The 24,405-nt window shown below is 34.3% G+C and carries 24 protein-coding genes and 1 riboswitch; of the genes, 23 read left to right on the forward strand and 1 reads right to left on the reverse strand.

The window, feature by feature from the left end; genetic code table 11:
- Positions 1–27 precede the first annotated feature (27 nt).
- The 18 genes from EL260_RS22585 (at position 28) to EL260_RS22670 (ending at position 16,360) form a co-directional block, all read left to right on the forward strand.
- Entirely contained in the window at positions 28–531 is a 504-nt protein-coding gene (locus EL260_RS22585; protein WP_123857742.1) for a hypothetical protein, read from the forward strand.
- 13 nt (positions 532–544) lie between these two features.
- Positions 545–877 carry a hypothetical protein gene (locus tag EL260_RS22590; RefSeq protein ID WP_123857743.1) on the forward strand — a complete coding sequence of 111 codons (333 nt, stop codon included), beginning with the start codon at positions 545–547 and terminating at the stop codon, positions 875–877.
- 11 nt (positions 878–888) lie between these two features.
- The gene (locus tag EL260_RS22595; protein ID WP_123857744.1) at positions 889–1,563 is read left to right on the forward strand and encodes a hypothetical protein; all 675 of its coding nucleotides are present in this window, start codon (positions 889–891) and stop codon (positions 1,561–1,563) included.
- 126 nt (positions 1,564–1,689) lie between these two features.
- Positions 1,690–3,075 carry a serine hydrolase gene (locus EL260_RS22600; RefSeq protein ID WP_123857745.1) on the forward strand — a complete coding sequence of 462 codons (1,386 nt, stop codon included), beginning with the start codon at positions 1,690–1,692 and terminating at the stop codon, positions 3,073–3,075.
- Positions 3,076–3,140: 65 nt separating this feature from the next.
- The gene (locus EL260_RS22605) at positions 3,141–4,751 is read left to right on the forward strand and encodes a serine hydrolase (RefSeq protein ID WP_123857746.1); all 1,611 of its coding nucleotides are present in this window, start codon (positions 3,141–3,143) and stop codon (positions 4,749–4,751) included.
- A gap of 108 nt (positions 4,752–4,859) precedes the next feature.
- Positions 4,860–5,243 carry a 5-carboxymethyl-2-hydroxymuconate Delta-isomerase gene (locus EL260_RS22610; protein WP_123857747.1) on the forward strand — a complete coding sequence of 128 codons (384 nt, stop codon included), beginning with the start codon at positions 4,860–4,862 and terminating at the stop codon, positions 5,241–5,243.
- 32 nt (positions 5,244–5,275) lie between these two features.
- Entirely contained in the window at positions 5,276–5,779 is a 504-nt protein-coding gene (locus tag EL260_RS22615; RefSeq protein ID WP_123860606.1) for a DinB family protein, read from the forward strand.
- Positions 5,780–5,957: 178 nt separating this feature from the next.
- Positions 5,958–7,016, forward strand: coding sequence for an alkaline phosphatase family protein (locus EL260_RS22620; RefSeq protein WP_123857748.1), 1,059 nt, complete (start codon positions 5,958–5,960; stop codon positions 7,014–7,016).
- Between the two features lie 15 nt (positions 7,017–7,031).
- Positions 7,032–8,048: a DUF2268 domain-containing putative Zn-dependent protease gene (locus tag EL260_RS22625; RefSeq protein ID WP_228445578.1), complete on the forward strand. Its 1,017-nt coding sequence runs from the start codon at positions 7,032–7,034 to the stop codon at positions 8,046–8,048.
- Between the two features lie 410 nt (positions 8,049–8,458).
- Complete coding sequence (locus tag EL260_RS22630) at positions 8,459–9,454, forward strand: prolyl oligopeptidase family serine peptidase (protein WP_164466566.1); 996 nt, start codon at positions 8,459–8,461, stop codon at positions 9,452–9,454.
- Positions 9,455–9,530: 76 nt separating this feature from the next.
- Positions 9,531–10,286: a CHM family subclass B1 metallo-beta-lactamase gene (gene blaCHM, locus EL260_RS22635; protein ID WP_123857750.1), complete on the forward strand. Its 756-nt coding sequence runs from the start codon at positions 9,531–9,533 to the stop codon at positions 10,284–10,286.
- A 105-nt stretch (positions 10,287–10,391) separates the two neighbouring features.
- On the forward strand, positions 10,392–11,168 hold the full coding sequence (locus tag EL260_RS22640; protein ID WP_123857751.1) for an alpha/beta fold hydrolase: 777 nt from the start codon (positions 10,392–10,394) through the stop codon (positions 11,166–11,168).
- Positions 11,169–11,186: 18 nt separating this feature from the next.
- Entirely contained in the window at positions 11,187–11,537 is a 351-nt protein-coding gene (locus EL260_RS22645; protein ID WP_123857752.1) for a DUF2200 domain-containing protein, read from the forward strand.
- A 127-nt stretch (positions 11,538–11,664) separates the two neighbouring features.
- Positions 11,665–12,618, forward strand: a complete 954-nt coding sequence (locus tag EL260_RS22650) for a DUF2157 domain-containing protein (RefSeq protein WP_123857753.1) — start codon at positions 11,665–11,667, stop codon at positions 12,616–12,618.
- Entirely contained in the window at positions 12,608–13,678 is a 1,071-nt protein-coding gene (locus EL260_RS22655) for a DUF4401 domain-containing protein (RefSeq protein ID WP_123857754.1), read from the forward strand. Before EL260_RS22650 ends, EL260_RS22655 begins: the two co-directional genes overlap by 11 nt.
- Positions 13,665–14,153, forward strand: a complete 489-nt coding sequence (locus EL260_RS22660; protein ID WP_123857755.1) for a GDYXXLXY domain-containing protein — start codon at positions 13,665–13,667, stop codon at positions 14,151–14,153. The genes EL260_RS22655 and EL260_RS22660 overlap by 14 nt, the downstream gene beginning before the upstream one ends.
- Positions 14,154–14,360: 207 nt before the next feature.
- A riboswitch (FMN riboswitch) is annotated at positions 14,361–14,486 on the forward strand.
- A gap of 92 nt (positions 14,487–14,578) precedes the next feature.
- On the forward strand, positions 14,579–15,226 hold the full coding sequence (gene ribB, locus EL260_RS22665; protein ID WP_123857756.1) for a 3,4-dihydroxy-2-butanone-4-phosphate synthase: 648 nt from the start codon (positions 14,579–14,581) through the stop codon (positions 15,224–15,226).
- 135 nt (positions 15,227–15,361) lie between these two features.
- Positions 15,362–16,360, forward strand: coding sequence for a T9SS type A sorting domain-containing protein (locus EL260_RS22670; RefSeq protein WP_123857757.1), 999 nt, complete (start codon positions 15,362–15,364; stop codon positions 16,358–16,360).
- 136 nt (positions 16,361–16,496) lie between these two features.
- Here EL260_RS22670 and EL260_RS22675 read toward each other — a convergent pair whose 3' ends face one another.
- The gene (locus tag EL260_RS22675) at positions 16,497–18,581 is read right to left on the reverse strand and encodes an outer membrane beta-barrel protein (RefSeq protein ID WP_123857758.1); all 2,085 of its coding nucleotides are present in this window, start codon (positions 18,579–18,581) and stop codon (positions 16,497–16,499) included.
- Positions 18,582–18,764: 183 nt separating this feature from the next.
- On the opposite strand from EL260_RS22675, the gene EL260_RS22680 reads away from it, so the two are divergent.
- The 5 genes from EL260_RS22680 to EL260_RS22700 all read left to right on the forward strand — a co-directional run bounded on the left by EL260_RS22680 (position 18,765) and on the right by EL260_RS22700 (position 24,387).
- Complete coding sequence (locus EL260_RS22680) at positions 18,765–19,517, forward strand: DUF3575 domain-containing protein (RefSeq protein WP_228445580.1); 753 nt, start codon at positions 18,765–18,767, stop codon at positions 19,515–19,517.
- A 100-nt stretch (positions 19,518–19,617) separates the two neighbouring features.
- Positions 19,618–20,295, forward strand: a complete 678-nt coding sequence (locus EL260_RS22685) for a response regulator transcription factor (protein WP_123857760.1) — start codon at positions 19,618–19,620, stop codon at positions 20,293–20,295.
- Complete coding sequence (locus EL260_RS22690; RefSeq protein WP_123857761.1) at positions 20,292–21,569, forward strand: sensor histidine kinase; 1,278 nt, start codon at positions 20,292–20,294, stop codon at positions 21,567–21,569. The genes EL260_RS22685 and EL260_RS22690 overlap by 4 nt, the downstream gene beginning before the upstream one ends.
- Positions 21,570–21,659: 90 nt before the next feature.
- Entirely contained in the window at positions 21,660–23,072 is a 1,413-nt protein-coding gene (locus tag EL260_RS22695; RefSeq protein WP_123857762.1) for a porin, read from the forward strand.
- A 22-nt stretch (positions 23,073–23,094) separates the two neighbouring features.
- The gene (locus EL260_RS22700) at positions 23,095–24,387 is read left to right on the forward strand and encodes an MFS transporter (RefSeq protein ID WP_123857763.1); all 1,293 of its coding nucleotides are present in this window, start codon (positions 23,095–23,097) and stop codon (positions 24,385–24,387) included.
- Positions 24,388–24,405: the final 18 nt, after the last annotated feature.

The raw sequence follows: 24,405 nt of genomic DNA on the forward strand, positions 1-24,405 counted from the left end.
CCATCAATTTTGAAAAAAAATTAAAGAATGTCAAAGATTATTAAAATAAAAAATAGAACGAATTGGTTGATAGCCTTTATTATGGGGTTAGCATTAATAGTATGTCTTTTTATTATTTTAATTATAGTTCCTTTGATTTCAGCTGAAGAAAGTTATTTCTTATCTATATTCAGCTATATCACTAAAGTCATTCCTTTTGCAGGATTTTTTACCCTTTTGTTATATTTCTGGCTCTGGAATACCTTCGGAAAGACCATTCTTAGTATTGAAACAGATTTCATTACAGTAAAATATAAAAACAAATTATTTACACGTCCAAAAACATTTCTAAAACAGGAAATTAAAGATATCCAGACAAAAGATCTTACCATCGAAGAATATAAAAATGGTACTCGTTATCATTTTTCATGGACAGGCTCTACCTACTCTGTTGTACTGGTAAATAAGGATGGTGAAAAAAGAATTGTAGATTGGATCACTAGAGAAAAAGCAGATGAGATCATTGATAAAATAAAAAAAGTATGGTATTAAAAAATATGAAGCCATGAAAAATATTTTTAGACAGCCAGCAGAACCTTTTTCTTTATTCAGTTATTTTGATTTTCTAATTCTGAGCATAATGTTCCTTATTATCTATTGGATACTCGAAAAGAGAATACTTAGATGGAATGCAATGACTAAAGTAATTTTGGGAATATTGTTATTCCTCATAATTCCTGTTCTGTCCTGTCAGATTGAACTCAATAACGTTCACAATAAATTTGAATTTGTAGAAGCATTCAATGTTTTATATGTATATCTTAAGTTTCCGATATGGTGGATGATCGGATTATTTACTATTCTTTTCATCAGAAAAAAAATGATAAAATCTATATAAATATTCTTCATATGTCTACTAAAATCCTTTTATCTGCTTTTATTATGATATCAACTTTCAGTTTTTCCCAGGAAATAAAGGAAAGTGAAAATTTATATATTTTCATTGGTAAAAAAATTAGCGTTGAAGAATTTAATCCCAATACAAAACAAGGAGAAAAAAGAACAAAGGAAGTAGATTCGGAAACAGCAGATACGCTAACTGTTATACACCACTCATATGTAATGGACAATGCATTTCATTGCAAATATTCTGTGCTGAAAAATTTAATTAACCAACTTCCGAAAGAAACTGTTGAGTTTAATGCCTATGATCACTATGGTCGCCCAGGTTTTGAAGAATATGAAAATGTAATCCTGTACATTTCTAAAAATAAAAACGGTGATTTTTTCCATCAGAAATACATCTATGATCCGGTTTATAAAATTGATGGCAAGTGGGTAGGTTTATTAACCTCCCTCAATGGCCATAAACAATTGAAGACATTCGATATCAACAAAGATGGTATAATAAAAATAGCATTGGGAAGTTGTGGTAAAATATGTCAGAAGATGTATTATCCTTCTCCTTATTTCAAAATTAAAAATGGGTTTGCTTATCCTAAAAAAGCTTTAGAAATTAATGATATCGTTTCCTACAGAAAAACAGTTACATTCAAAATTAAAGAGAAAGGAGATCAAAAATAATCACTTATTAATAAAGTCCTTCGCTCGGATTTAAATTTCCTGAATCAAAAAACCTTATATCAATATTGAATCTAATAATAATTTATTTTGTACATCAATTTATATTAGAAATCTAAAATGATTACCATGAAAAAGTTATTTTACATCTTAATTTTAATCATATTGAGCAGTAGCCTAACCGCCCAGACTGAAAACTACAGCCATAGCATCGACCAGTTTCGGAAGAACTTCAATACCGGAAAATATGATGAGATTTTCAACAGCTTTTCCCCCGAAATGAAACAATCATTACCCATTGATAAAAACAAACAATTTTTCTCTGACTTAAAAACTCAGGTCGGAAATGTTAAAAGTACGGAATTCATAGGGTATGAACAATCAACGTATGCAGTTTATAAAACGCAATTTGAAAAAGGAATTCTGGTGGTTAATATTTCATTGAATTCTCAAAATAAAATCAATGGTTTATTGATTAAGCCTTATGAAGATCCAGCTAAAATAATCAATGCCCTAAACTCTTATCCAAAAGAAATAGCAGAAACTATTTATTCCACAGCAGTCAAATTTCCTGAAAAAACTCAACTTTCTATTGCGGTTATTCAAAATGGAAAAACAGATTATTATGGTGTTATAAAAGACCATGACTCAATAAAGCCAGTTGAAAATCAAAATAAGGTTTTCGAAATCGGCTCCATTTCAAAAGTATTTACATCTAGCGTTCTTGCTTCCCTGGTAGAATCTCACAAGATAAAACTAACGGATAATATCAATTCATATTATTCATTCCCCTTTAAAGGCAATAAAAAGATCAGCTTTGAAGATCTGGCCAATCATACCTCCGGACTTCCTCGTTTACCTCAAAACCTGGATTTATCAGATGTAAAGAATCCTTATTTGGCATATCACACAAAAGACCTTGAGGATTATCTTAAAAGCTTAATGATCATTGAATATAAGGATGGTAAAAGTTTTTCTTACTCTAATCTGGGCGTAGGATTATTAGGATATACGCTGGGATTGTCACAAAAAACTACATTTCAAAACTTACTGCAAAAAACGATTTTTGACCAATATGGAATGACTCAATCTTTCACCTCTTCTCAACATTTAGATGATATACTTATCAAAGGACGTAATATCAATGGAGATCTTGTATCCAACTGGGATTGGGATGTGCTTTTCGGGGCCGGAGGTATTTTATCCACAACCGAAGACCTTGTAAAATTTATAGGTGCCCAATTTAACCCTAAAAATAAAGAATTGGCTTTAACCAGAAAGCCAACCTTTACAGTGAATGATAAAACTAAAATTGGTTTAGGCTGGCATATTATTACCACCAAAAACAATGAGGAAATCCTTTTTCACAACGGTGGAACGGGTGGATATTCATCTTCATTGACTCTTAATATGAAGAATCAAACAGCCGTCATTATTCTTTCCAATGTTTCTTCAATCAATGAATCTGTTGATCATCTGTGCTTTGAATTATTAGCCCAAACAACAATAAAATAATTATTTATTTCTTACTGCCAGATGTAATAACTCTTCAGTAACAATTGTCTTATAATAAAAATTACATGAGAACTATTTTAACCTGCCTTATGGTACTATTGGCAGTGAATCCTCTTTTTTCACAAAAAACGAAACAGCTGGAACAATTATTAGCGGCTTACGATCAGGCTGGTCAATTCAGTGGCACTCTATTGGTTGCTGAAAAAGGAAAAATTATTTTTGAAAAAAGTTATGGTTATAGAAATGCTCCCAAAAAAGAGAAAACTACTAATAACAGTCTCTATCGGATTTTCTCTACCACAAAAATGTTTACTGCAACAGTTATTCTGAAACTGGAAGAAGAAGGAAAACTATCTCTCAATGATAAGCTTTCAAAATATTACCCAAAATTTCCGAAAGGAGATAGCATTACGATAGCCAATCTTCTTTCCCATACTTCCGGAATTCCCAATGATACGGCATCAGAAAATACAGTGGATGAAGAAACATTCATGAAATTCATTTCTACAAAACCATTAGACTTTTCACCAGGAAAAAAATGGGATTATTCAAACTCTGGCTATTATATCCTAGGATATATCATCAAGAAAGTGACCGGAGTGGATTATGATAAAGCTATCGAAAGTTACATCCTGAAGCCTTTGCAAATGAATCACACAGGTTTTCATTTTAACAATGTCACTGATGAAAACAAAGCTTTCGGATATGAGTTTTTATCAGATAATACTTCCAACGAAGCCTTACGTTTTAAAACCGATCATCCTTTTGCTGCCGGGGCCATGTACTCTACCGTTGAGGATCTATTCAAATTCAATGAGTCTTTTAAAAGCAACACTATCCTTAAAAAAGAAACTATTGGAAAAATGTTTACCACGTATCTTAATGATCATTATGGATTGGGCAGTACTGTCTTAACCGTTGACGGAAAAAAAAGAATTGGACATGATGGTGGCGGACCAGGCTACCGAAGCAGATATTACAGAGTTCTGGAAGATGACATTTGTATTATTGTATTCTCAAATTCTGATTTATCACATACAGATGATATTGTTCCAAAGATTGAAAACATATTATACAATAAACCTTATAAGATCCCTACAGTCGCAAAAACTAATCCAAAACAACTCAAAAAACTGGAAGGAATTTATTCTACAGGGGCTACTGATTTTTATGTAAAAGTTGTGGACGGACAAGTTCTTTTCAGGGAAAAGGGATATCCAACCTGTTCATTATTCCCTATCAGCAATACATCATTTCAATTGGATGAAAATTTCACTTTTACCTTTAAACCGGATCAAACAGGAAAAATGAATGCTCTTGTGGTTAAGTTTCGTGATGGAACTATAAAAACAGGAACAAAAAAGAACGCCAATTATTTATGGGGAATCATCGGAAATGCAACTCCAGGCGGATGGGATGGAAAAGATACCCCATTACAGGTAGATTCTCATCATCCGAATCTTTATTTCCTTAAAAACTTTCATTTGAAAAAAGGGAATTTAAAATTCAGAGTTGATAATGATTGGGGATATAATCTTGGCCTCAACAACGATGGCAAAACCATAGCCCTTAATGCCTATGATTTCCCGATAGCAGAAGACGGCCAGTATGATATTGTATTGGATATGTCTGATCCTATAAAACCGCAATACAGTATTAAAAAATCTGCTTTGTAAAAATTAATAGTATAAAAACCGTTCTATTTTGAGCGGTTTTTTATTTGAAATTCAATTCAAATTTTTCTTATTTTTACATGACAAAAATCATATCACGACATATTCCGTATGCCTCATTTCATTATAGAATGCTCGCAGGATATTCTCCAACAAAAAGCGCCGGATGAGATCATGGATGCTGTATACAGTGTAGCTGAATCAGCGGGTTTATTTGCAATAAATGACATTAAAGTAAGGCTTCAGCCTTATCAATACTATCGGCTGGGAGAACATAAAAATAACTTTCTGCATGTCTTCGGATACATTATGCAGGGGCGCAGTACTGAGCAAAAAACTAATCTCTCAAAGCAAATAAGTACCCAGCTTACGGAATTACTTCCTGACATTTCATTTCTGTCTGTGAGTATCTGTGAATTTGAAGCAGCAACTTACAGTAATAAAGCCCTGATTAATCCTGAAAACAAGAACCATGATCGACATTTTGGGCTTTGATTCTCATTTGTAAACCACCAAATATTAATATGATGAGCTTAAAAACTTTAATCAACAAAACCGTTCAGTACAACAATTGGGTAGTCAATAAATACATTGACTGGTTATCCACAAAATCTGATGAACAACTCAATCAAGAAGTAATTTCCAGCTTTCCAACGATTCTAAAAACCCTGCATCATATCTGGCAGACTCAGGAATATTGGTGGAGTCATATTTCTGAAAACAACGATTTCGATTTTGCCAAAACAGCCGCTGAGACCAGTAAAGAAGAAGTTTTCAACAACATAAAAAATAACTCTCAAAAGCTGGTAGATTATGTGGAAAGCTTATCCGAAGAGGATTTATCTAAAAATGTAAAGATAGAGTCTCAATGGTTTCAATGTGACTTTTCAAAATATGAATATATCCAACATGTAGTTCTTCACGGAACTTACCACAGAGGACAAATCGTGACAATGGGCCGTAATGTAGGAATTACAGATGCTCCTATGACAGACTTTAACTTCTGGAATATTTATAAAGATAAAGTATGAATCTTTGACCTTTAAAAAAGAGAAAATTTAAGAACATGGCTAATTCACAATCTGATATTGTGGATAACTTTTTCAAAGCTTTTTTCAAGATGACCATTCAGAAATAAAATTCAACCATTCGGTCTATAAAATATCTTCTCATTCTCTTTTTTATAATATATTCGTCTAAAAATAACCCATGAAAAAAGTTTTCAAATTCTTCAAATACTTTTTATTCTCTGTATTTGCCATCATTTTAATTTCTATTTTGTACGTATTTATCAGTAATAAAATCTTTATTGGCGGAAAAGATTCTGAATTGACAGACTATCTGAAAAATAACCATACTTCACTTCATGATAAAATAGACGGTAAATTATTTGATGCTCCTTTTTATAATTCACAGGTTATCCTTTTGGGTGAAATTCATGGATATGCAGACAATCAAAAACTGGATCTGGATTTTTTAAAATTTTTAAACCAAAAAACAGGTGTTAAATATTATATTGCTGAAATGGACAGCACTTATTCACATAAGCTGAATCTGTTCCTTCATGGAAGTTCAAAAGACCAAAATTTGCTTAAGGAAGTGGTACTAGCCGTAAAAAAGAGAATTCCACAGCAATCCAGTAAAGAATTGATGGAAAAATGGAATGCCATCTATGATTATAACCAAACCCTAAAAGATTCTTTAAAGATATCCGTCATTGGAATTGATACAGATTTCAATGACAATTCCCGCAAAATCTCCAGGGATTCTGCCATGATTATAAATTTTAAAAACGCCGTAAAAAAACTGAACATTGAGCATGAGAAATTCTATGGACTTTTCGGATTTTATCATGTTTTACAGCATGGAGTAAAAAAGAATGAGAAACCTTTCGCAGAAAGACTTAAAAACTCAGGTTTTAAAACCTCAAGCATTGTAAGCTTCCCTCTGGACAGTGAGATGTATCTTCCAAAAAATCCACAGTTCCCTACTCCAGAAGATGAGAAAATAGACTGGATCAATGCAGACGGCCCATTCATGCTGGTAAAAGGAATTAATGATTTTAAAGACTTCTCTCCATCTAATTCTGTAACACTATTCAAGCTCAATGCTAAGAATTCTCCTTACCAACAGGCTGATCAATTAATCTCCATAAAATCCAGAATGTTTGGAGAAAGCTTCACTCCACAACAAAATACTCATACACTTGATTATTTCCAATATGTTGTAATAACAAGGAATTCCAAAGCTTTAACGCCTATACAATAATCAGAGACCTTTTCCATGAAAAAAAATATTCTATTTTTATCAATGCTTACCATAATTTCTTGTTCTACAAGAAATTCATCCTCTATTGTTAATAAAAAATTTGATTATAGCAGATTAGAAAAAGTTTCCGATAGTGTGAAAGTTGAAAATATTGTCATTAAAAACTTATTTAAACATCAGCTTCTTGCCCATAAAAACCAACAATACGACTCTGCAAGGATTGTAAAAAATGTTTATTTACCTCATAAAAAATTATGGGACAGCTGCTATGGTGTTATTTTCGGAGATGAAAATGCCCAGTTTTTCAACAACCCTAAAGGCATGATTGCCTGGAACAAAACTTTATATGAAAAAAATAAGCAGGAATTTGAAGAGAAGGCCAGTATTATTTTGAGTATTGATCTCCAAAAACATTTTCAGGAAACCCTTATCAGATTCAACAAACTGGTTCCTTATCAGCCTAAAGCTACAATCAGTTTAATCTTCACACCCATCACAGGAATTTCATTTGGGGGATGCAATGCAGAACAATTTGCATTAGAACTTAATAATAAAAATGTAGATATACCCTACACGCTTGAAAAAGGGCTTCCCCATGAATTAAATCATCTAGTTTATGAACATTTCAGAAACGCTGATAACAATGGAGGATCTGCATTGAGCCAAACCATAGATGAGGGCTTTGCCTGCTACTTCACCTACGTTTTCTTTACCCATAAAATAGAAAAATATGAGGCAGTGGAAAACATGACAAAGGAGAACTGGAACTGGTACCTCAACAACGAAAAAGAAATATTTACAAAATTAAAGCCTTATTTCTCTGATACCTCCGGAAATAATCCATTATTAAGAAATGATAAGCTTAAACTATTTCCGGATGCTCCAAAATCTATGAACTATTGGCTGGGATTCCGGATCATCGAAAAATATGTTGACAAAAACGGTCCGGATTCTTGGAAGGATGTCTATCATTTAAGTGCTAAAGATCTTTTGGAAAAAAGCGGTTACGAAAAATACATAGAAGGATTATAATAAACAGAACTCACCAATCGTGTCGTTATTCCTTTCATTATAAGAATACAAAAATCTATGGTTTGTCAGACCAAGAATAAAACATGTGGATAACTTTATCTTAATCAATTAATGTTTATTAAAAAATGTGGATAACTTTTTTAAACCTCTCTTAAACACTAAATAAATATTTAATAATCAACAATTTAAAACAAATAAATATCCACACAAAATTTTCCACATCCAACAATAAATGTGAATAAATTTATGTGGATAACTTTTTTATAGATCTATTATTGCCCCTTTATCTTGTGCAAAAACTGCTTATTTTCAAAGCCCAAAAAACACTAGACTTTTCATGTTTTTTATGATGTGTTCTATACAAAATGTATATTTTTACATCACACACTAATATCTATCATCAAAAGACTATGAGAAAAATAGTATTTGGAATTTTACTTTTCTTCTTTCAATGGGGCTTTTCACAAAACACTCCGTCTTATAAACATTTTAAGCATCATTCGATCTTCAAAAAGAATGATACCATCAATTATTATGTTTATTCCCAAGAAGAGATCAACAGCACAACAGGAATTTTATTATTCATACATGGATCAGGAGCTTTCCCGATGTTTAACGTTACCAAAGACAAAAAAACAACATCAGTAGTTTCCACGATTCCTTTTGAGCTGGAAAAGCTTCCAAAAGATTATGCTTTTATCGTGGTGGCTAAAAAATGTGTCCCTTTCGTTACCATTAATCAAGAATACCATCCTTCAAAATGCTTTTATGAAAATGAATCCCTGGATTATAGAGTTTGGCAGTATGATCAGGTAATTAACGACCTTAATAAAAAAATAAAAAATCCTAAAAATATAATTGCCATTGGACATTCAGAAGGCAGTGATGTAGTAGCGAAACTGGGAACTGTTAATAAAAAACTAACACATGTCGGATTCTGGTCCGGAAGCGGAAACAGCCAATACAATGATTTTGCACTGATGATCAGAAAGGATGCAAGCGAAAAGAAAATTGATGAAAAATTGGCAGCTATGAAACTGGATAGTCTTTATGAAAAACTAACTGATATAGAAGCTCATCCGAATGATATCAATAAATTCTGGATGAATAATACCTATAAAAGATGGCATAAGTTTTCAGAACCCGCTGTTGAAAATCTCCTAAAAATAAATATTCCAGTATTTGTCGCCATTGGAACCCAAGACCAGGCAGTTCCTATTGAGTCTTCATTAATCATCAAATCCGAATTTATCAGGAAGCACAAGAAAAATTTGACCTACAGAATATATCCGGATTACGACCATGGATTCGAAACGGTCCCTTCTAATCCTGATGAAGAACCACAAGATATGTGGATGAGCGTCTTCAGTGAATTTATGGATTGGGTTAAAAAAAATAAATCCTGACTCATTTTCATCACTTAATATTTTGTAATTTAAACTACATAATATCAATCAAAAAGACCCTGTAAAAAATAAAACAATGAGGATCATTAAAAGTTTATTCATCATCTTATTTTCTTTTATCATCTTAAGGTGTGGTTCTCAACACGCCAACAACTTTACAGCAAAAGAAATTTATAAATCTGAAAACCTCATCATTACGCAGATTTCAGAAAATGCTTTTATCCATACCTCCTTTAAACAAACTAATGACTTCGGGAACGTCCCCTGCAATGGGCTTATTGTAAAAAACGGCACAGAGACCATTATTTTTGATACTCCTACAAACGACAAAAGTTCCGAAGAACTGATCCAATGGATCAATAAAACACTTCATGCTAAAATCAATGCTGTTATTCCCACCCATTTTCACGATGACAGTTTAGGTGGCTTACAGGCATTTCACAATCATCATATTCCTTCTTATTCGTATTCTAAAACCATTGAATTAGCCCAACAAAATAATTTTGTGATTCCTCAAAACAGTTTTAGTGATTCCTTGATATTAAAAGTTGGGAATGAAAAAACGATTACTAAATTCTTCGGAGAAGGACACACAAAAGATAATACGGTAGGTTATTTTCCCAGTGAAAATATTCTTTTTGGCGGCTGTCTGCTAAAAGAACTGGAAGCCAGCAAAGGATATCTGGGTGATGCCAATGTTTCCACATGGTCTGCCACTGTTGAAAAAGTAAAAAAGGAATATCCCAATGTAAAAATTGTCGTTCCGGGCCATGGTGAATATGGAAATCATAAATTACTTGACTATACCATCACCTTATTCAAAATTCAATAAAAAAAGATATAAACAGACTCTAAAAAAGAAATAGTCTTCCTTTTTACAGGCTTTTTGTACCTTAGTTTCATAATCATTCGCACACCAACATAAAATAAAATTTCTATGGAAAAATATGCAGTTTCTTCAGATAGCCAAAAAATTCATTACAAGGAATCCGGAAACGGAAATACAGCCATAATTCTAATTCATGGCTGGCTTGGAAATACTGAATGGTGGGATGACCAACAGAAATTTTTGGCTCCCAATTATCATATTATACAAATGGATCTCGCTGGACACGGAAAATCTGATTCTGCCAGAAATGACTGGAATAGTTCCCGATACGCTGATGATATAAAAGCTGTAGCCGATGCAATAGAGGCTCAGGAAATTATCCTCGTTGGTCATTCAATGAGTGGTGCTTATGTTCTTGAAGCTTCTTTAAAGATTCCAAAAGTAAAGGCTTTGGTTTTGATAGACACTCTGAAAAACCTAGATGAATCTTATACTGAAGAACAGGTAGAAGAAATACTATCCATGTATCGTTCCGATTTTAAATATGCTGTAGAAAACATTCTTCCTCAATATCTTTTTGCAGAGCAGACACCGCAAGTTGTAAAGGAAAGATTACAAGAAGAGTTCCTTCAGAATGAACCTGAAAAAGCGATCAATGTACTCAAACCTTTATACGTAACAGATTTCAGAAATATTGCAAAGCAGGTTCAGGTTCCTGTAATAGCCATTAATTCTGATACATCTCCTACTAGTCTCGAAAATAATCGTAAGTATTTAAAGGATTACCATTATGTAACGATTACAGGAGTGGGCCACTATCCTATGCTCGAAAAACCAGGAGAATTCAATACGATTCTTGATGAAGTATTAAAAAAGTTAATCTAAACATCCGATACAAAAGCCATGCAGAATACAAGAATCTTCACCACAGCTTTTGCCAGCGTTTATCCACATTATATTCAAAAAGCAGAAAAAAAGGGACGGACAAAATCTGAAGTTCATGAAATTATTCACTGGCTGACAGGCTATAATGAACAAGGACTTCAGGAACAATTAGATAATAAAAATGACTTTAGGACTTTTTTTGAACAAGCTCCTCAGATGAATCCTAATGTGTCATTAATCAAAGGTGTTATTTGCGGATATCGTATAGAGGAAATAGAAGATGAGCTGATGAGAAATATCCGCTATCTGGATAAGTTGATTGATGAACTGGCCAAAGGAAAAAAGATGGAAAAAATATTAAGGGAATAATTTTAGCTAACCTGTAATAATCACAACTAAAAACAAAAGACAGAAATAATTGCATACGTGATAGCAACATATAAAAATCAACATAAGCAGTTTGCAATTATTAAAAAAAACACACTTAAACACCTCAATGAAAAACCTACAAAGAGAAGACATTCAGATCCTTAGCAGGCATAGCAACCTCAACGAAAAAGAAATTAACACTCTTCTTAAAGACCATATCTACAGCAACGAAGAAGCATGGCTAAAATTTCTTAAATTATTTCTTATCAGCCTGGGAATCGGGTTTACCGTATCCGGGATTATTTTCTTCTTTGCTTATAATTGGGCAGAGCTGCCAAAATTTGCTAAAATAGTACTTACGGAAGTACTGGTTATTGCAGCTACCGTCTTCGCATTATTGCCTAAAATTAATAACAATACCAGAAATATTATTCTCACTGGAGCCTCAGCCCTTATAGGAGTTTTATTTGCTGTATTCGGTCAGATTTATCAAACCGGCGCAGATGCCTACGATTTCTTTCTGGCATGGACTATTTTTATAACACTTTGGGTCATTATATCAGATTTTGCTCCTTTATGGCTACTGTATGTGGTTTTAATCAATACCACTCTTATTTTATATTCAAATCAAGTGGCCAAAGACTGGGATGACAGTATTATTATTCTTTTACTTTTTGTTCTTAATGCAGCTATTTTGATAGGCTCGATCCTGCTTTCTCATTATAAAAAACTCAGCATTCCTAATTGGTTTACCAACATTCTATCTCTGGCCGTTGTGAGTGTATCCACCTTTGGACTTTGTCTTGATTTTGTTGATAGCCACAGAACATTATTATCTTTTTTAATTCCACTTAGCATTGTTACTTACACTTTAGGAATCTGGTACGGTTTCAAAACAAAAAACAGTTTTTATTTTGCCATTATTCCGTTGAGTATTGTCATTATTATCTGCTCCTTGCTATTCAAAACAGGAGATAATGAAGCCATATTCTTATTGGTTTTCTTCTTTGTCATCGTGAGTATCACGTTCATTATTAAAAATCTGATGAATCTTCAAAAAAAATGGAAAAATGAGAAATAAAGAAAATATCATAGAACTCATGAATCATCTTCGTACAGTAAGCAACAAAGAGATTCATTTTGATGAAGAAGCAATGATAGCTGATTATCAGGAAAAAGATACTAATCATCAATCATTATCTATCAAAATATTATCCATTTTTGGAGGAATAATGGCCTGTCTTGCTTTTTTAGGTTTTGTTTTCATGATGCAGATTTTCGATTCACAAATAGGAGCAGGAATATTGGGAGTTATCTGTATTGCCGGATCTTCTTTGATCAGTAGAATATCAGGAAAAACCATCATAGATACCCTGAGTGTCTCTTTTTTCATTACCGGATTTTCACTGCTGGGTCTTGCCCTCTCTACGGAAGGGGATACTATTTATCCTGTATTCATAGCGCTTGCATTATGCACTTTATTTTTGGTACAAAGCTATATTCTTTCCTTCATTTCCATATTAATTATCAACGGAAGCATATTTGCATTGGCTCAGGTCAACCATATTTATCATTTAACCTCTGCAATTATTATACTTCAGACGATCTTCACTACTTATCTGTTTCTTCAGGAACCAAAAATAATAACTAAGAGCAAAGTTCTATCTAAATTGTATGATCCGATTCGTACAGGAATGATTTTTTCATTTATATTGACCCTTGCATTTTTGGGATTTGGATCTTTTTTCCGTGTTACAGAATATTATTATGACTGGATAACGTCTGTTATGATTGTCATAACAATACTTTACGTGATATCTCTCCTGTTCAAAACATTACAGGTGACTAATACACTCTATAAAATCGCTATTTATGCATTAACGGTTCTGGTTTTATCACCCACCTTATTAACACCAACCATTGCGGGAGCTATTCTCATAATGCTGTTAAGTTTTTATACCCATTACAAAACCGGATTTGTTTTATCCATCATTGCCTTGATCTGCTTTATCGGAAGATTTTATTATGACCTTCAATTTACATTGTTGACCAAATCCATACTTCTGTTTGGATCCGGGATTTTCTTTTTGGCAATGTATTTCTTCGCTCACAAAAAACTGACAGCTCATGAAAAAATATAAATGGCTTATCATTATTTTCAACCTTGTTCTTTTATTAGTCTATTTCAATTATTCAGTCATGGAAAAAGAGACTTTATTAAAGAACGGACAGCCTATCTTATTAAAATTAGCACCTGTAGATCCCCGTTCACTGATGCAGGGCGATTATATGACCTTACGATATGATATTTCCAATACTGTTAATGCTGAAAAGATTCCAAAACGCGGTTACTGTGTTGTAAAACTTGATCCGCAAGGCGTTGCTCAGCGGGTTCGTTTTCAAAAAGATGCCACTCCATTGAAAGCAGGCGAATACCTCATCAAATATTCTTCACCCGACGATTGGAGAATTAATATTGGAGCAGAATCTTTCTTTTTCCAGGAAGGACAGGCAGAAAAATATAATAAAGCCGCCTATGGAGGAATAAAAACAGACAAAGACGGAAATAGTCTGCTCATAGGATTATACGATGAACAGCTAAAACAGATCAAGTAAAATCTATTCATATTAGAAAAAAACGCATACAAAATCCGCTCCTGTTATGGGAGTGGATTTTTATTTAAAAAACCAATCAGCCATTGAAAATTCCTATCGAAAAACCCTTTCTCATTTCAGAAAACTTTCCGAAATTAGCGGCTTGTGTATTAAATATTTTTAATGATATAAAAATTTAAATCAAAACATACAGTAAAACTTAGTATAAGTTTTCTTCGGGGCAGGGTGTAATTCCCTACCGGCGGTTACAGTCCGCGACTCCTTTCATTTGAAGGGACTGATTTGGTGAAATTCCAAAACCGACAGTTAAAGTCTGGATGGGAGAAGAAAATGAGACATACGGTAAGATCCTTCATGGGCTCTTGCGGTATTGTATTTCATTTCCATGTACCGAAGACTATTTTAACTTTTAAAAGTAAAATAACATGGAAAAATTATTAGAACAATTCGGAGCAACCTCCAAAGAACGTGTAGAAAAAGCACTTTCAACATTACAACAGGGAAAAGGTATTCTTTTAGTAGACGATGAAAACCGTGAAAACGAAGGTGACATCATCTTTCCCGCTTCCACTATTACAGAACAGGATATGGCACTTTTGATCCGCGAATGCAGCGGGATCGTTTGCCTATGCATTTCCGAGGAAAAAAGCAAGCACCTGAACCTTCGTCCGATGGTGGAAAACAACAATTCAAAAAATCAAACAGCATTTACCATTTCTATTGAAGCCAGAGAGGGTGTAGAATCCGGAGTTTCAGCGAAAGACCGTGTAACAACCATCAGAACAGCTGTTGCAACAGATGCTATCGCTGAGCATATTGCAAGTCCGGGACACGTATTTCCTCTGATCGCTAAAAAAGATGGAGTATTTGAAAGACGTGGACATACAGAAGGAAGTGTAGATCTTGTAAAGATGGCTAATCTTGGTGATGATGCCGTACTTTGTGAACTGACCAATGAAGACGGTTCCATGGCAAGACTTCCGGAAATCGTAGACTTTGCAATCAAAAAAGGGATGAGTGTGGTAACCATTGAAGACATCCACGCCTACCGTACAATGATTATGAGTAACTAGACTTAGCCTTATTTAATACACAGAATAACCGCCCAACACTGTTGGGCGGTTTTTTTTATTTAATTATTTCATTAGAAACAACTTAATATAAAAATTATTTCATCTTTTTAACTAACTTTAATAAAAAATTTGACCATGAAAAAATCTATCCTTTTTCTGTTGGGAACTTCTGCAATGTTTTCAGCTCAGATCACGCTTACAAAAGCATCCCATGATCCTATTCTCAATGATATTGTTGATAATAAACTTGTTACCGGAACTGTGGATAACTCTGCAATCGGAGCCAATGTCGTCTTTTCAAACGGCAGTCTTACCTTGGGAACTGCTTTACCTATGAATTATACAGCACCAACCGGTACTGAGATTAGCACTTTTCCTGGGTCTACTATTAAAATGTCTGACGGAACCAATACTATATTTTATAAAGCTTCTCCTACAAAGCTAGAAATTACAGGAGTTATAAATCCACAAGTCACTTTAAATTTAAGTATGGATAACGGAACTTATATCAATTATCCCACCACCTTCGGGCCCGCACAGAATGATACTGCCAAAGGAACTTTCACTGCCTCTTTAGCCAGCGGAATATGCGTAGGCACCTTATCTACACAGGCTGATGCTTATGGCACATTGATTTTGAATGGCCAGACTTACAACAATGTCCTTAGGGTAAAATTTGTACAAAATTTTAATTTACACTTACCTATCGACATAACATTTACTAATCCTTTAGGCTCTGTTACCAATACCGCCTATTCGTATTATGATGCCACCCACAGATATCCATTGCTTAGCGCTACTACCGTCAATTTATCAGTACCTGGATTAGGGATCAATCAGACGACTTCAAGTGCAGCTGCATTGAATATTGCTACACTAGGAGTAAATACTATAATTAAAAAAGAAAACTTTAGCATATACCCTAATCCTGCACAGGATTTTATCAGAGTTAAAGGAAATACAGATCAGTATTCAAAAGCGAATATTTACAGCTTGGATGGAAAACTTCTCAAAACAACTGATCTCAATTCCGGAAACATACAGATCTCGGAACTTCCACCAGCGTCCTATTTTATTGAAGTAAGTGGAAAAAATCCTGAAACTAAGAAGAATATAAAATTCATCAAAAAATAATACAAAAAAACTCGCTCACAGCTGTTGAACGAGTTTTTTTATCCTTTTGGTCTAAAAGAAGTTCCCAAGGAATATCGATATCTCTTTTTACGCCTTTAAATAGCTTACTACTTCCCACTCCCAGCTTCCTGACTTTCTAAAAAGTAGCAGCCGGAGCTGTATCATTATTCAGTTTCTTCTGAATTTCAGTTTTCTTTCCTTTAGAAAAATCATAACTTAATCCCAGTACAAACATTGATTTATTGTTCATAATCTGGGTATGAATCTTATAATCCACCAGACTCTCAGGTAAACTTTTTGTTTTATACTCCGAAGGCATTCCTATCCAATACATTCCTGTAGAAAAGGTAAGACTTTTATGTTTATAGCTAATAAAAATATTATTCTGGTTTTCATTAGTATTCAGGAAAGCTCCGCTAAGGCTATACGTCGGGATATTGAATTGATATTGGGCTGAGAAATTCTTATATTCCGAAGACAGCACAAAATAATTGGCGAGATAATCATTTTTAATCACAGCTCCGGTGCTGGTCTTTATCATTTCATAAGTAGGAGCTAAATTAGCTTTTATTATCAAAAGATTATTTCCGAAAGGTTTATACGAGCCTGAAATAAAAGCTCCAACCTGCTGAGAATATTGTCCATTTTCATAAGTCAATGCATACCCTCCAAAAGTATCACCCAAAACATAATACTGATTAATCACCCGATTCGTATAAGAATAAGATACATTCAAATTAAAATCAAAATACTTATTATTCAATGAATACATTAAGCTATTGGTCCATTTCTGCTGAGATTTAAGAAAGGGATTTCCTTTCTGTACAATATTGGGCGCCAGCTGTACAACATTACTACTGAGTGCGCCACTCATTGGGCTTATCGGTTTATAACTGCTTGTAAAACGGAGACTTTGATTGTTTTTAAGCTGATAAGCCAATACTACTTTGGGAGTAAAAGACCATTCATCAAAAGTATTTTCAGCACTTTTATTATGAATATTCGTCAGCCCTACTCCAATACGATAACTGAACTTATCTATTTTCCCTGCAAATTCACTATATAGATATTGCTCCAAATAATTTACTTTATACCGAGAATATCCTGAAAGATTATTCAGATCATTGGATATTGAAGAGTTTGAAATACGATATCCCGATGAAAGTTTACCTGCCACAAAATCGTGTGTATGCGCCAGTTCACCTACAAAACTTGTTTGTTTTGCTTTTAAAACCATATCATTATCATATACGGAAAGGCCAGTCCCTGTTACCCATTCTTTAGCCGTTTCTGAAGTATAGGTAGTATAATCAGAACCTACAACATTAATACTTATCTCATCCTTTGTTCCGATCTTTTTAGAATAATAAAGATCCAGCTTTGGAATCACATAATCTGAGCCATTATTTTTAAACATAGCATGCTCTTCTGTAGCATTATCTACTGTAAAAATACTTTGGCCCGTTCCTTTTGAAAACCTGCTGAAAATATTCATGTTCAACTTTGCCTGAAAAGCATAGTCATCAGGAACCAGACGGGTATAACGCAATGCCACCGTCTGAAAAGTATACCCAAAATGATCTTTTCTATCCTCATTAGAGCGGTAATGCTGATCCTCCAACTGATAATCATAGATACTGTTTACCCTTCTGTCTGTGTAATCTCTTAAATAAATTGAATATTCCAGTCCTATATCATTCTTGCCTTTTGTATAATTTGCGTAAGCAGATGCATTCACAAATCCGGTATTCAATGCTGAAGTGCCCTCAGCACCAAAAACATATCCCGTTTCAGTAGATCTTGTCAGAATATTAACAACAGTATCTGCTCTTGTCGCCCATCGTGCCGGCGGAATATCATAATACTCCACTTTGACCACTTCACTTGGAGCTACACTCCTGATCTGCATATCTGTAGCTTCAACTCCGTTAATCAGGAATAAAGTAGTACCTCCTTTTGTACTCATAATAGTATTAGAAACCGGATCCAGATGCAGTTCCGGAAGTGTACCCAGTAAATCCTTTGCATACCTTGCTTTTTCCAGCGCTTCTTTATCAAAAGTATATACCGCTTTATCAGCAAACTGTTTCTTACGTTGTGCCTTTACAATGATTTCCTGCAGTTCTTTTGTCCCGGAATAACTTAAGGTATCATTTTTTGCTTCCTGTGAAAAAGCCATAATTCCGGAAATAAAGCAAATGGTATATATCGTTTTTTTCATGTCAGAATGGTTATACTTTTAGAACAATCTATTGGTACAATCCATTACATTGATTTTAATTTCAAAATAAAAAAACACCATTATCATTAAGAATTTTAATATTTTCTTCTACAAATTCAAATTATTATGTTAAATTCAGCCCGTTTTTTGCTGTTATTTGTTTACACCACAAAATATAAGATTATGAAAAAAGTAATCCTATGCACACCATTTTTCCTGTTCTCGGTATTTCAGGCACAGGAAAATCAGAACGTTTCGAATGAAAAGATGAATATCATCAAGACGAATGTTACTGCTTATGCATTCAGAAATATCAACCTGTCTTACGAGCGGGCTATCAATCAATGGTTTTCCCTAAATATCGGATTCGGAACCATGCCGGAAGGAAAAGTTCCTTTTATCAATGCATTTCTGAAAGATAAAGATGAAAAAAGATTTGAAAACTTAAGGGTAAAAGCTACCAATTTCACCATTGAACCCAGATTCTATATTGGAAAAGGGTATGGAAAAGGATTTTATTTTGCTCCTTATTACCGGTATTCTGATGTTTCTTCCAATACTTTTGATTTCTACTATGATTATAACGGACCAAATGGAGTCACCTATCAAATTCCATTAAAAGGCCAGGGAAATACCAAAGGAAATAGTGGTGGGCTTATGGTTGGCGTACAGTTTTTCCTTACCCGAAGCCAGAACCTTGTCCTTGATTTCTGGATTGCGGGCGCTCATTATGGAAGCGGAAAAGGTGATTTTACAATGAGTTCAGATTATGTTCTTACTCCTGATATGCAGGTACAATTAAAAAAAGAAATAGAAAATCTGGATATTCCGTTTGTAAAATACACTGTAGAAACCAATGCTACCGGAGCAAAAATAAAAGTAGACGGGCCATGGGCTGGTTTCAGAAGCGGACTTTCTCTGGGATATAGATTTTAAGAATCGTAATAAAAATCCAAAATCATCACAAATTATTCTTTTGTGAACGGTTTTTTCTATCTTTAAACCAAATAATTGCTTATTTTGGATTAATACCGGTATGAAAATCCTAATCATAGAAGACCATAAAGAACTTGCAGCAAATACGATAGATTATCTCAAGAAAGAAGATTATATCTGTGAAATAGCTTCTACCACAAAAGAGGCCTTAGAAAAAATTGAACTCTTTGAATATGATTGTATTCTTCTGGATCTTATGCTGCCTGATGGTAATGGGCTGGAAATTTTAAGGCATATCAAAAATGATATGCCACAGGCAAGTGTCATTATAGTTTCAGCAAAAAATTCGTTGGATACAAAATTAACAGGATTAGACGATGGAGCAGATGATTATATTACTAAACCTTTTTCCCTTCCTGAGCTTCATTCAAGAATCAAAGCTGTTCTGAGGCGAAAAACTCCTGAAATGAATCATCTTCTCACGTTCAATGAAATTACAATAGATCTGGAATCCAAAGGATGTAAAATTAATGGGCAGCTAGTTAATTTTACTAAGAAAGAATTACATCTTCTCATCTATTTTATCAACAATCAGAATAGAATGCTTTCTAAGCAGGCTATTGCAAGCCACCTATGGGGAGATTATACCTATAGTGTTGATAATATAGACTTTGTCTACCAGCATTTAAAAAACTTACGCAAAAAAATTCTTGATGTAGGAGGACAGGACTATCTTCATACCGTATACGGATTAGGCTATAAATGGATTGACAAATGAATTTAAGTTTTCGTTTTGCCAGAGCATTTACCATTCTTGTATTTTTTGTCCTTATTACGGGATTTGCTATTCTTTATTTTGCTTTCGAAAGAGCAACCATGCGATCAGCCATTCTTAAACTCGAAGATTTGAATGCGTATGTGGCTAACAAACTTAAATACGATCCTGATTATGACTATCTTACAGCTCACAGACAAACCCAGGTAAAAATTCTTCCTTCTACTTCCCATTATACAAAAGAAAAAATCATTACAGAAAAATACATCTGGAATAAAAGTATTCAGTCATATATCAACAAAATTACAGTGGTTACTTATCCTGTAATTCATCAAAAAAAATACGCCATAACAAGTGTACGGTACATTACAATTATTGAAAACAATTTTTTGGTTAGTATCATCATGGTTGTCGCATGGATTATGGTATTTCTTATTATTCTCACCATTATTGTCAGTGTTTTAGTTTCCAAAAAAATTCTTGAGCCTTTTTATCATGCGATGGACGAGATCAAAAAGTTCAGTTTGAGAGACAGCCGCTCCATGAATTTAATGGAGACTCAAACAGAAGAATTTAAATCGCTGAATACATTTCTCAAAAAAATGTCTGAAAGCTCTAAAAAAGATTATCATTTATTGGAAGAATTATCAGAAAATACTTCTCATGAATTACAGACTCCTTTAGCCTCTATCAAAGGAAAAATAGAACTCTTAATGGATAGTGAACTTTCGGAAAACCAACTCATCACGCTTTCATCAATGAATGATGAACTGGACAGGCTATCATCAATCAATCAGTCTCTTATCCTTTTAGCAAAATTGGATCATTTTGAAAAAAAAGATGTACATCTTCTCAATTTTTCCACATTATTAAAGGAAAGGCTCTGCTATTTTGAAGATCTGTTTGAAATTCAAAACCTGACAGTGACAAAAGATATCAAGGAAGAGGTATTTCTTGATTTTGATAAGAACCTGGCAACCATTGTCATCAATAACCTCATCAATAATTCTAAAAGACACAATGTACATGATGGAAAAATCTCTATAATTCTTACAGAAGCATCCTTACAGATTTCAAATACCGGAAATCCACCTAGTATTCCTACGGAGGAATTGTTTAAAAGATTCAAGCGCGGAAACCCTAATCAAAACTCTATTGGGATAGGTTTGGCACTTGTGAAGAAGATTTTGGAGATTTACAACACAGAAATCTATTATCATTTTGAGAATAATCTACATACAATAAAAGTAAATCTCCCAAAACAAACCACTGATTAACAAAAAGATAATAATAAAATCTCAAATTCCGTATAAACTTCAGAATTTCTTCAGAATTTATATCTTGTTTAGGTGCAAACAAAAGCACTTATGAAAAAACGACTCATTATTTTATGTGTACTCGTCATGCAATACAGCTATTGCCAGGATACGATCAGTATCAAAAAAACTACCGAGGAAAATTCTTTAGAGAAAACTCCTCTGGACATTGGAGAGCTAAAAGTAAAGCTCAACTCTAAAGGCGATCAATGGATTAAATTTGGTATTTCCAGCCAGATCTGGCTTCGAAGTATTGAAAATAATCCGGGCACCAGTGTCAATGGGGTATCCCAGGAACAAACTTATGATGCTGGAATCCGGAGAATGAGGTTAACAATTCAAAGTCAATTGACTCCCTATTATTCTGTCTTCCTGCAAATGGGGATTAATAATCAGAGTTTTATTTCAGGCGGGGGAACCGGAACTGGTAATAATGGGGCTGGAAAAAAAGCACCATTCTTTTTCCATGATGCCTATAATGAGCTGGCTATTATCCCAAGAAATAATTTTCACACAGGAAAACCCAATAAGAATACTCTTTATCTGGGAGCAGGTTTGCATTCATGGAATGGGGTTAGCCGCCTTACCAGTGCCAGTACTACCAAAATGCTTGCAGGTGATATTCCAATTTTTAATTTTCCTTCCATTGAAATTGCGGATCAGTTTTCCAGACAACTGGGAGTATTTATCCACGGAGAGCTCAACAGGCTTAACTACAGATTCAGCGTCAATAAACCTTTTGCTACCAACTTGAAACCTGTGGTTGAAGGACCTTCAGTAGACAATAATCAAAGTGGAAAATTATCTTACTCCGGATATGCCTTTTATCAGTTCTTTACTAAAGAAACAACTGTCACTTCTTTTTTAGCCGGAAATAACCTCGCAGCGAAAAAAGTTCTGAATATCGGAGCCGGGTTCTATACAAGTAAAGATGCTACACAAAGCCAGCCTTCAGAAAATGTTTTTAAATCTCATCCCGCCAATATTTTTGGAGCTGACGTCTATTCGGAAATACCCTTAGGCAATAAAAGCAAGGAAATGGGACTTACACTCTATTCGGTATATTATAATTACAATTATGGTCCCAATTATTTAAGAATGAGTGGACTTCTTAATCCCGGCACTCCAGATCCTTTATTTACAGGGCAACGAGCAATGGAAGGAGCCGGAAATAACAGAGTGTTGATGGGAACGGGAAACATCTGGTTTTCACAGGCAGGTTTTGTTATTCCGAAATTCAGTAAAGTGCTAAAAATTCAGTCTTTCTTTAATTACGCTCTTAAAAATATGGAGGCTCTCAACCAAAGCGGAAGCTATTATGATATAGGCGCCAATTTTTATTTATATGGTCAGAATGCAAGAATTGTTGCTCAATATAGCAGCAGGCCATTATATGATATCGCATCCAAAACTATTTTTGACAGAAAAGGTGAATTTCTTCTGTCACTGCAAATTGTACTTTAAAAAATTTAATATCTTACTCATTATGAATACGACTCCAATTAATACTGCTCAGAGAATAAAAGCCATTGTTGGCGGATCTATAGGAAATCTTGTTGAATGGTATGACTGGTATGCTTATGCTGCCTTTGCCATCTATTTTTCCAATTCCTTTTTTCCGGATTCTGACCTCAATGCCCAATTGATGAATACTGCCGGAATATTTGCTGTGGGCTTCCTTATGCGTCCTATCGGAGGATGGCTATTTGGAAGTATCGCTGACAAAATCGGTAGAAAAAGAGCAATGACTCTTTCTGTACTGCTTATGTCATTTGGATCCTTACTTATCGCACTTACCCCAACCTATGAAACCATAGGGATCATGGCTCCCATCATGCTTTTAATTGCAAGGTTATTACAGGGATTAAGTGTGGGTGGAGAATATGGTGTTTCAGCCACTTATCTCAGCGAGATGGCAACGGAAGACAGAAGAGGTTTCTATTCGAGTTTTCAATATGTGACACTGATAGGTGGGCAACTTATCGCATTGGGAATTCAGCTGATTTTACAGAAATTATTATTAACAGAAGCTCAACTGGAAGATTGGGGTTGGAGAATTCCTTTCGTCATCGGAGCTATGCTTTCTATTATAGCATTATACCTGCGTGCTAATCTCCATGAAACAGAAGCTTTTGAAAATAAAAAAGAGCTCAACGAAAAGAAAAAAGGAACCATTAAAGAGCTTCTCAACCATCCTAAGGCTTTACTGACTGTGGTAGGTCTTACTTTGGGAGGAACACTTGCGTTCTATACCTATACAACTTATATGCAGAAATTCCTGGTGAACACGGTTCATCTCAGCAAGGAACAATCCACCTTAATTTCTTTTATTTCTCTATTTATATTCGCATGCCTCCAACCTGTATTCGGAGGGCTCTCTGACAGGATCGGAAGACGTCCTTTACTTCTGGGATTCGGAATATTGGGAACGGTTTGTACTGTTCCGCTTCTCACCGCATTAAGCACCACAACTTCGATGTGGGGTGCATTTTTCCTGATCATGGCCGCATTGATCATTGTAAGTGGATATACCTCTATTAATGCGGTTGTAAAAGCAGAACTTTTCCCGTCTGAGATCAGAGCTCTGGGTGTAGGCTTGCCCTATGCTATAACAGTAGCTGTTTTTGGAGGAACTGCAGAATATATTGCACTTTGGTTTAAAAAGATTGGTTCTGAAGAATATTTTTACTGGTATATTACAGGTTGTATCTTATTCTCCCTCGTAGTATATATTGGAATGAAGGATACTAAGCATACTTCAACACTGGATAAAGATTAATGACTGTTTTCGTTTATC

It is taken from the genome of Chryseobacterium nakagawai, from assembly GCF_900637665.1.
Lineage (GTDB): Bacteria > Bacteroidota > Bacteroidia > Flavobacteriales > Weeksellaceae > Chryseobacterium > Chryseobacterium nakagawai.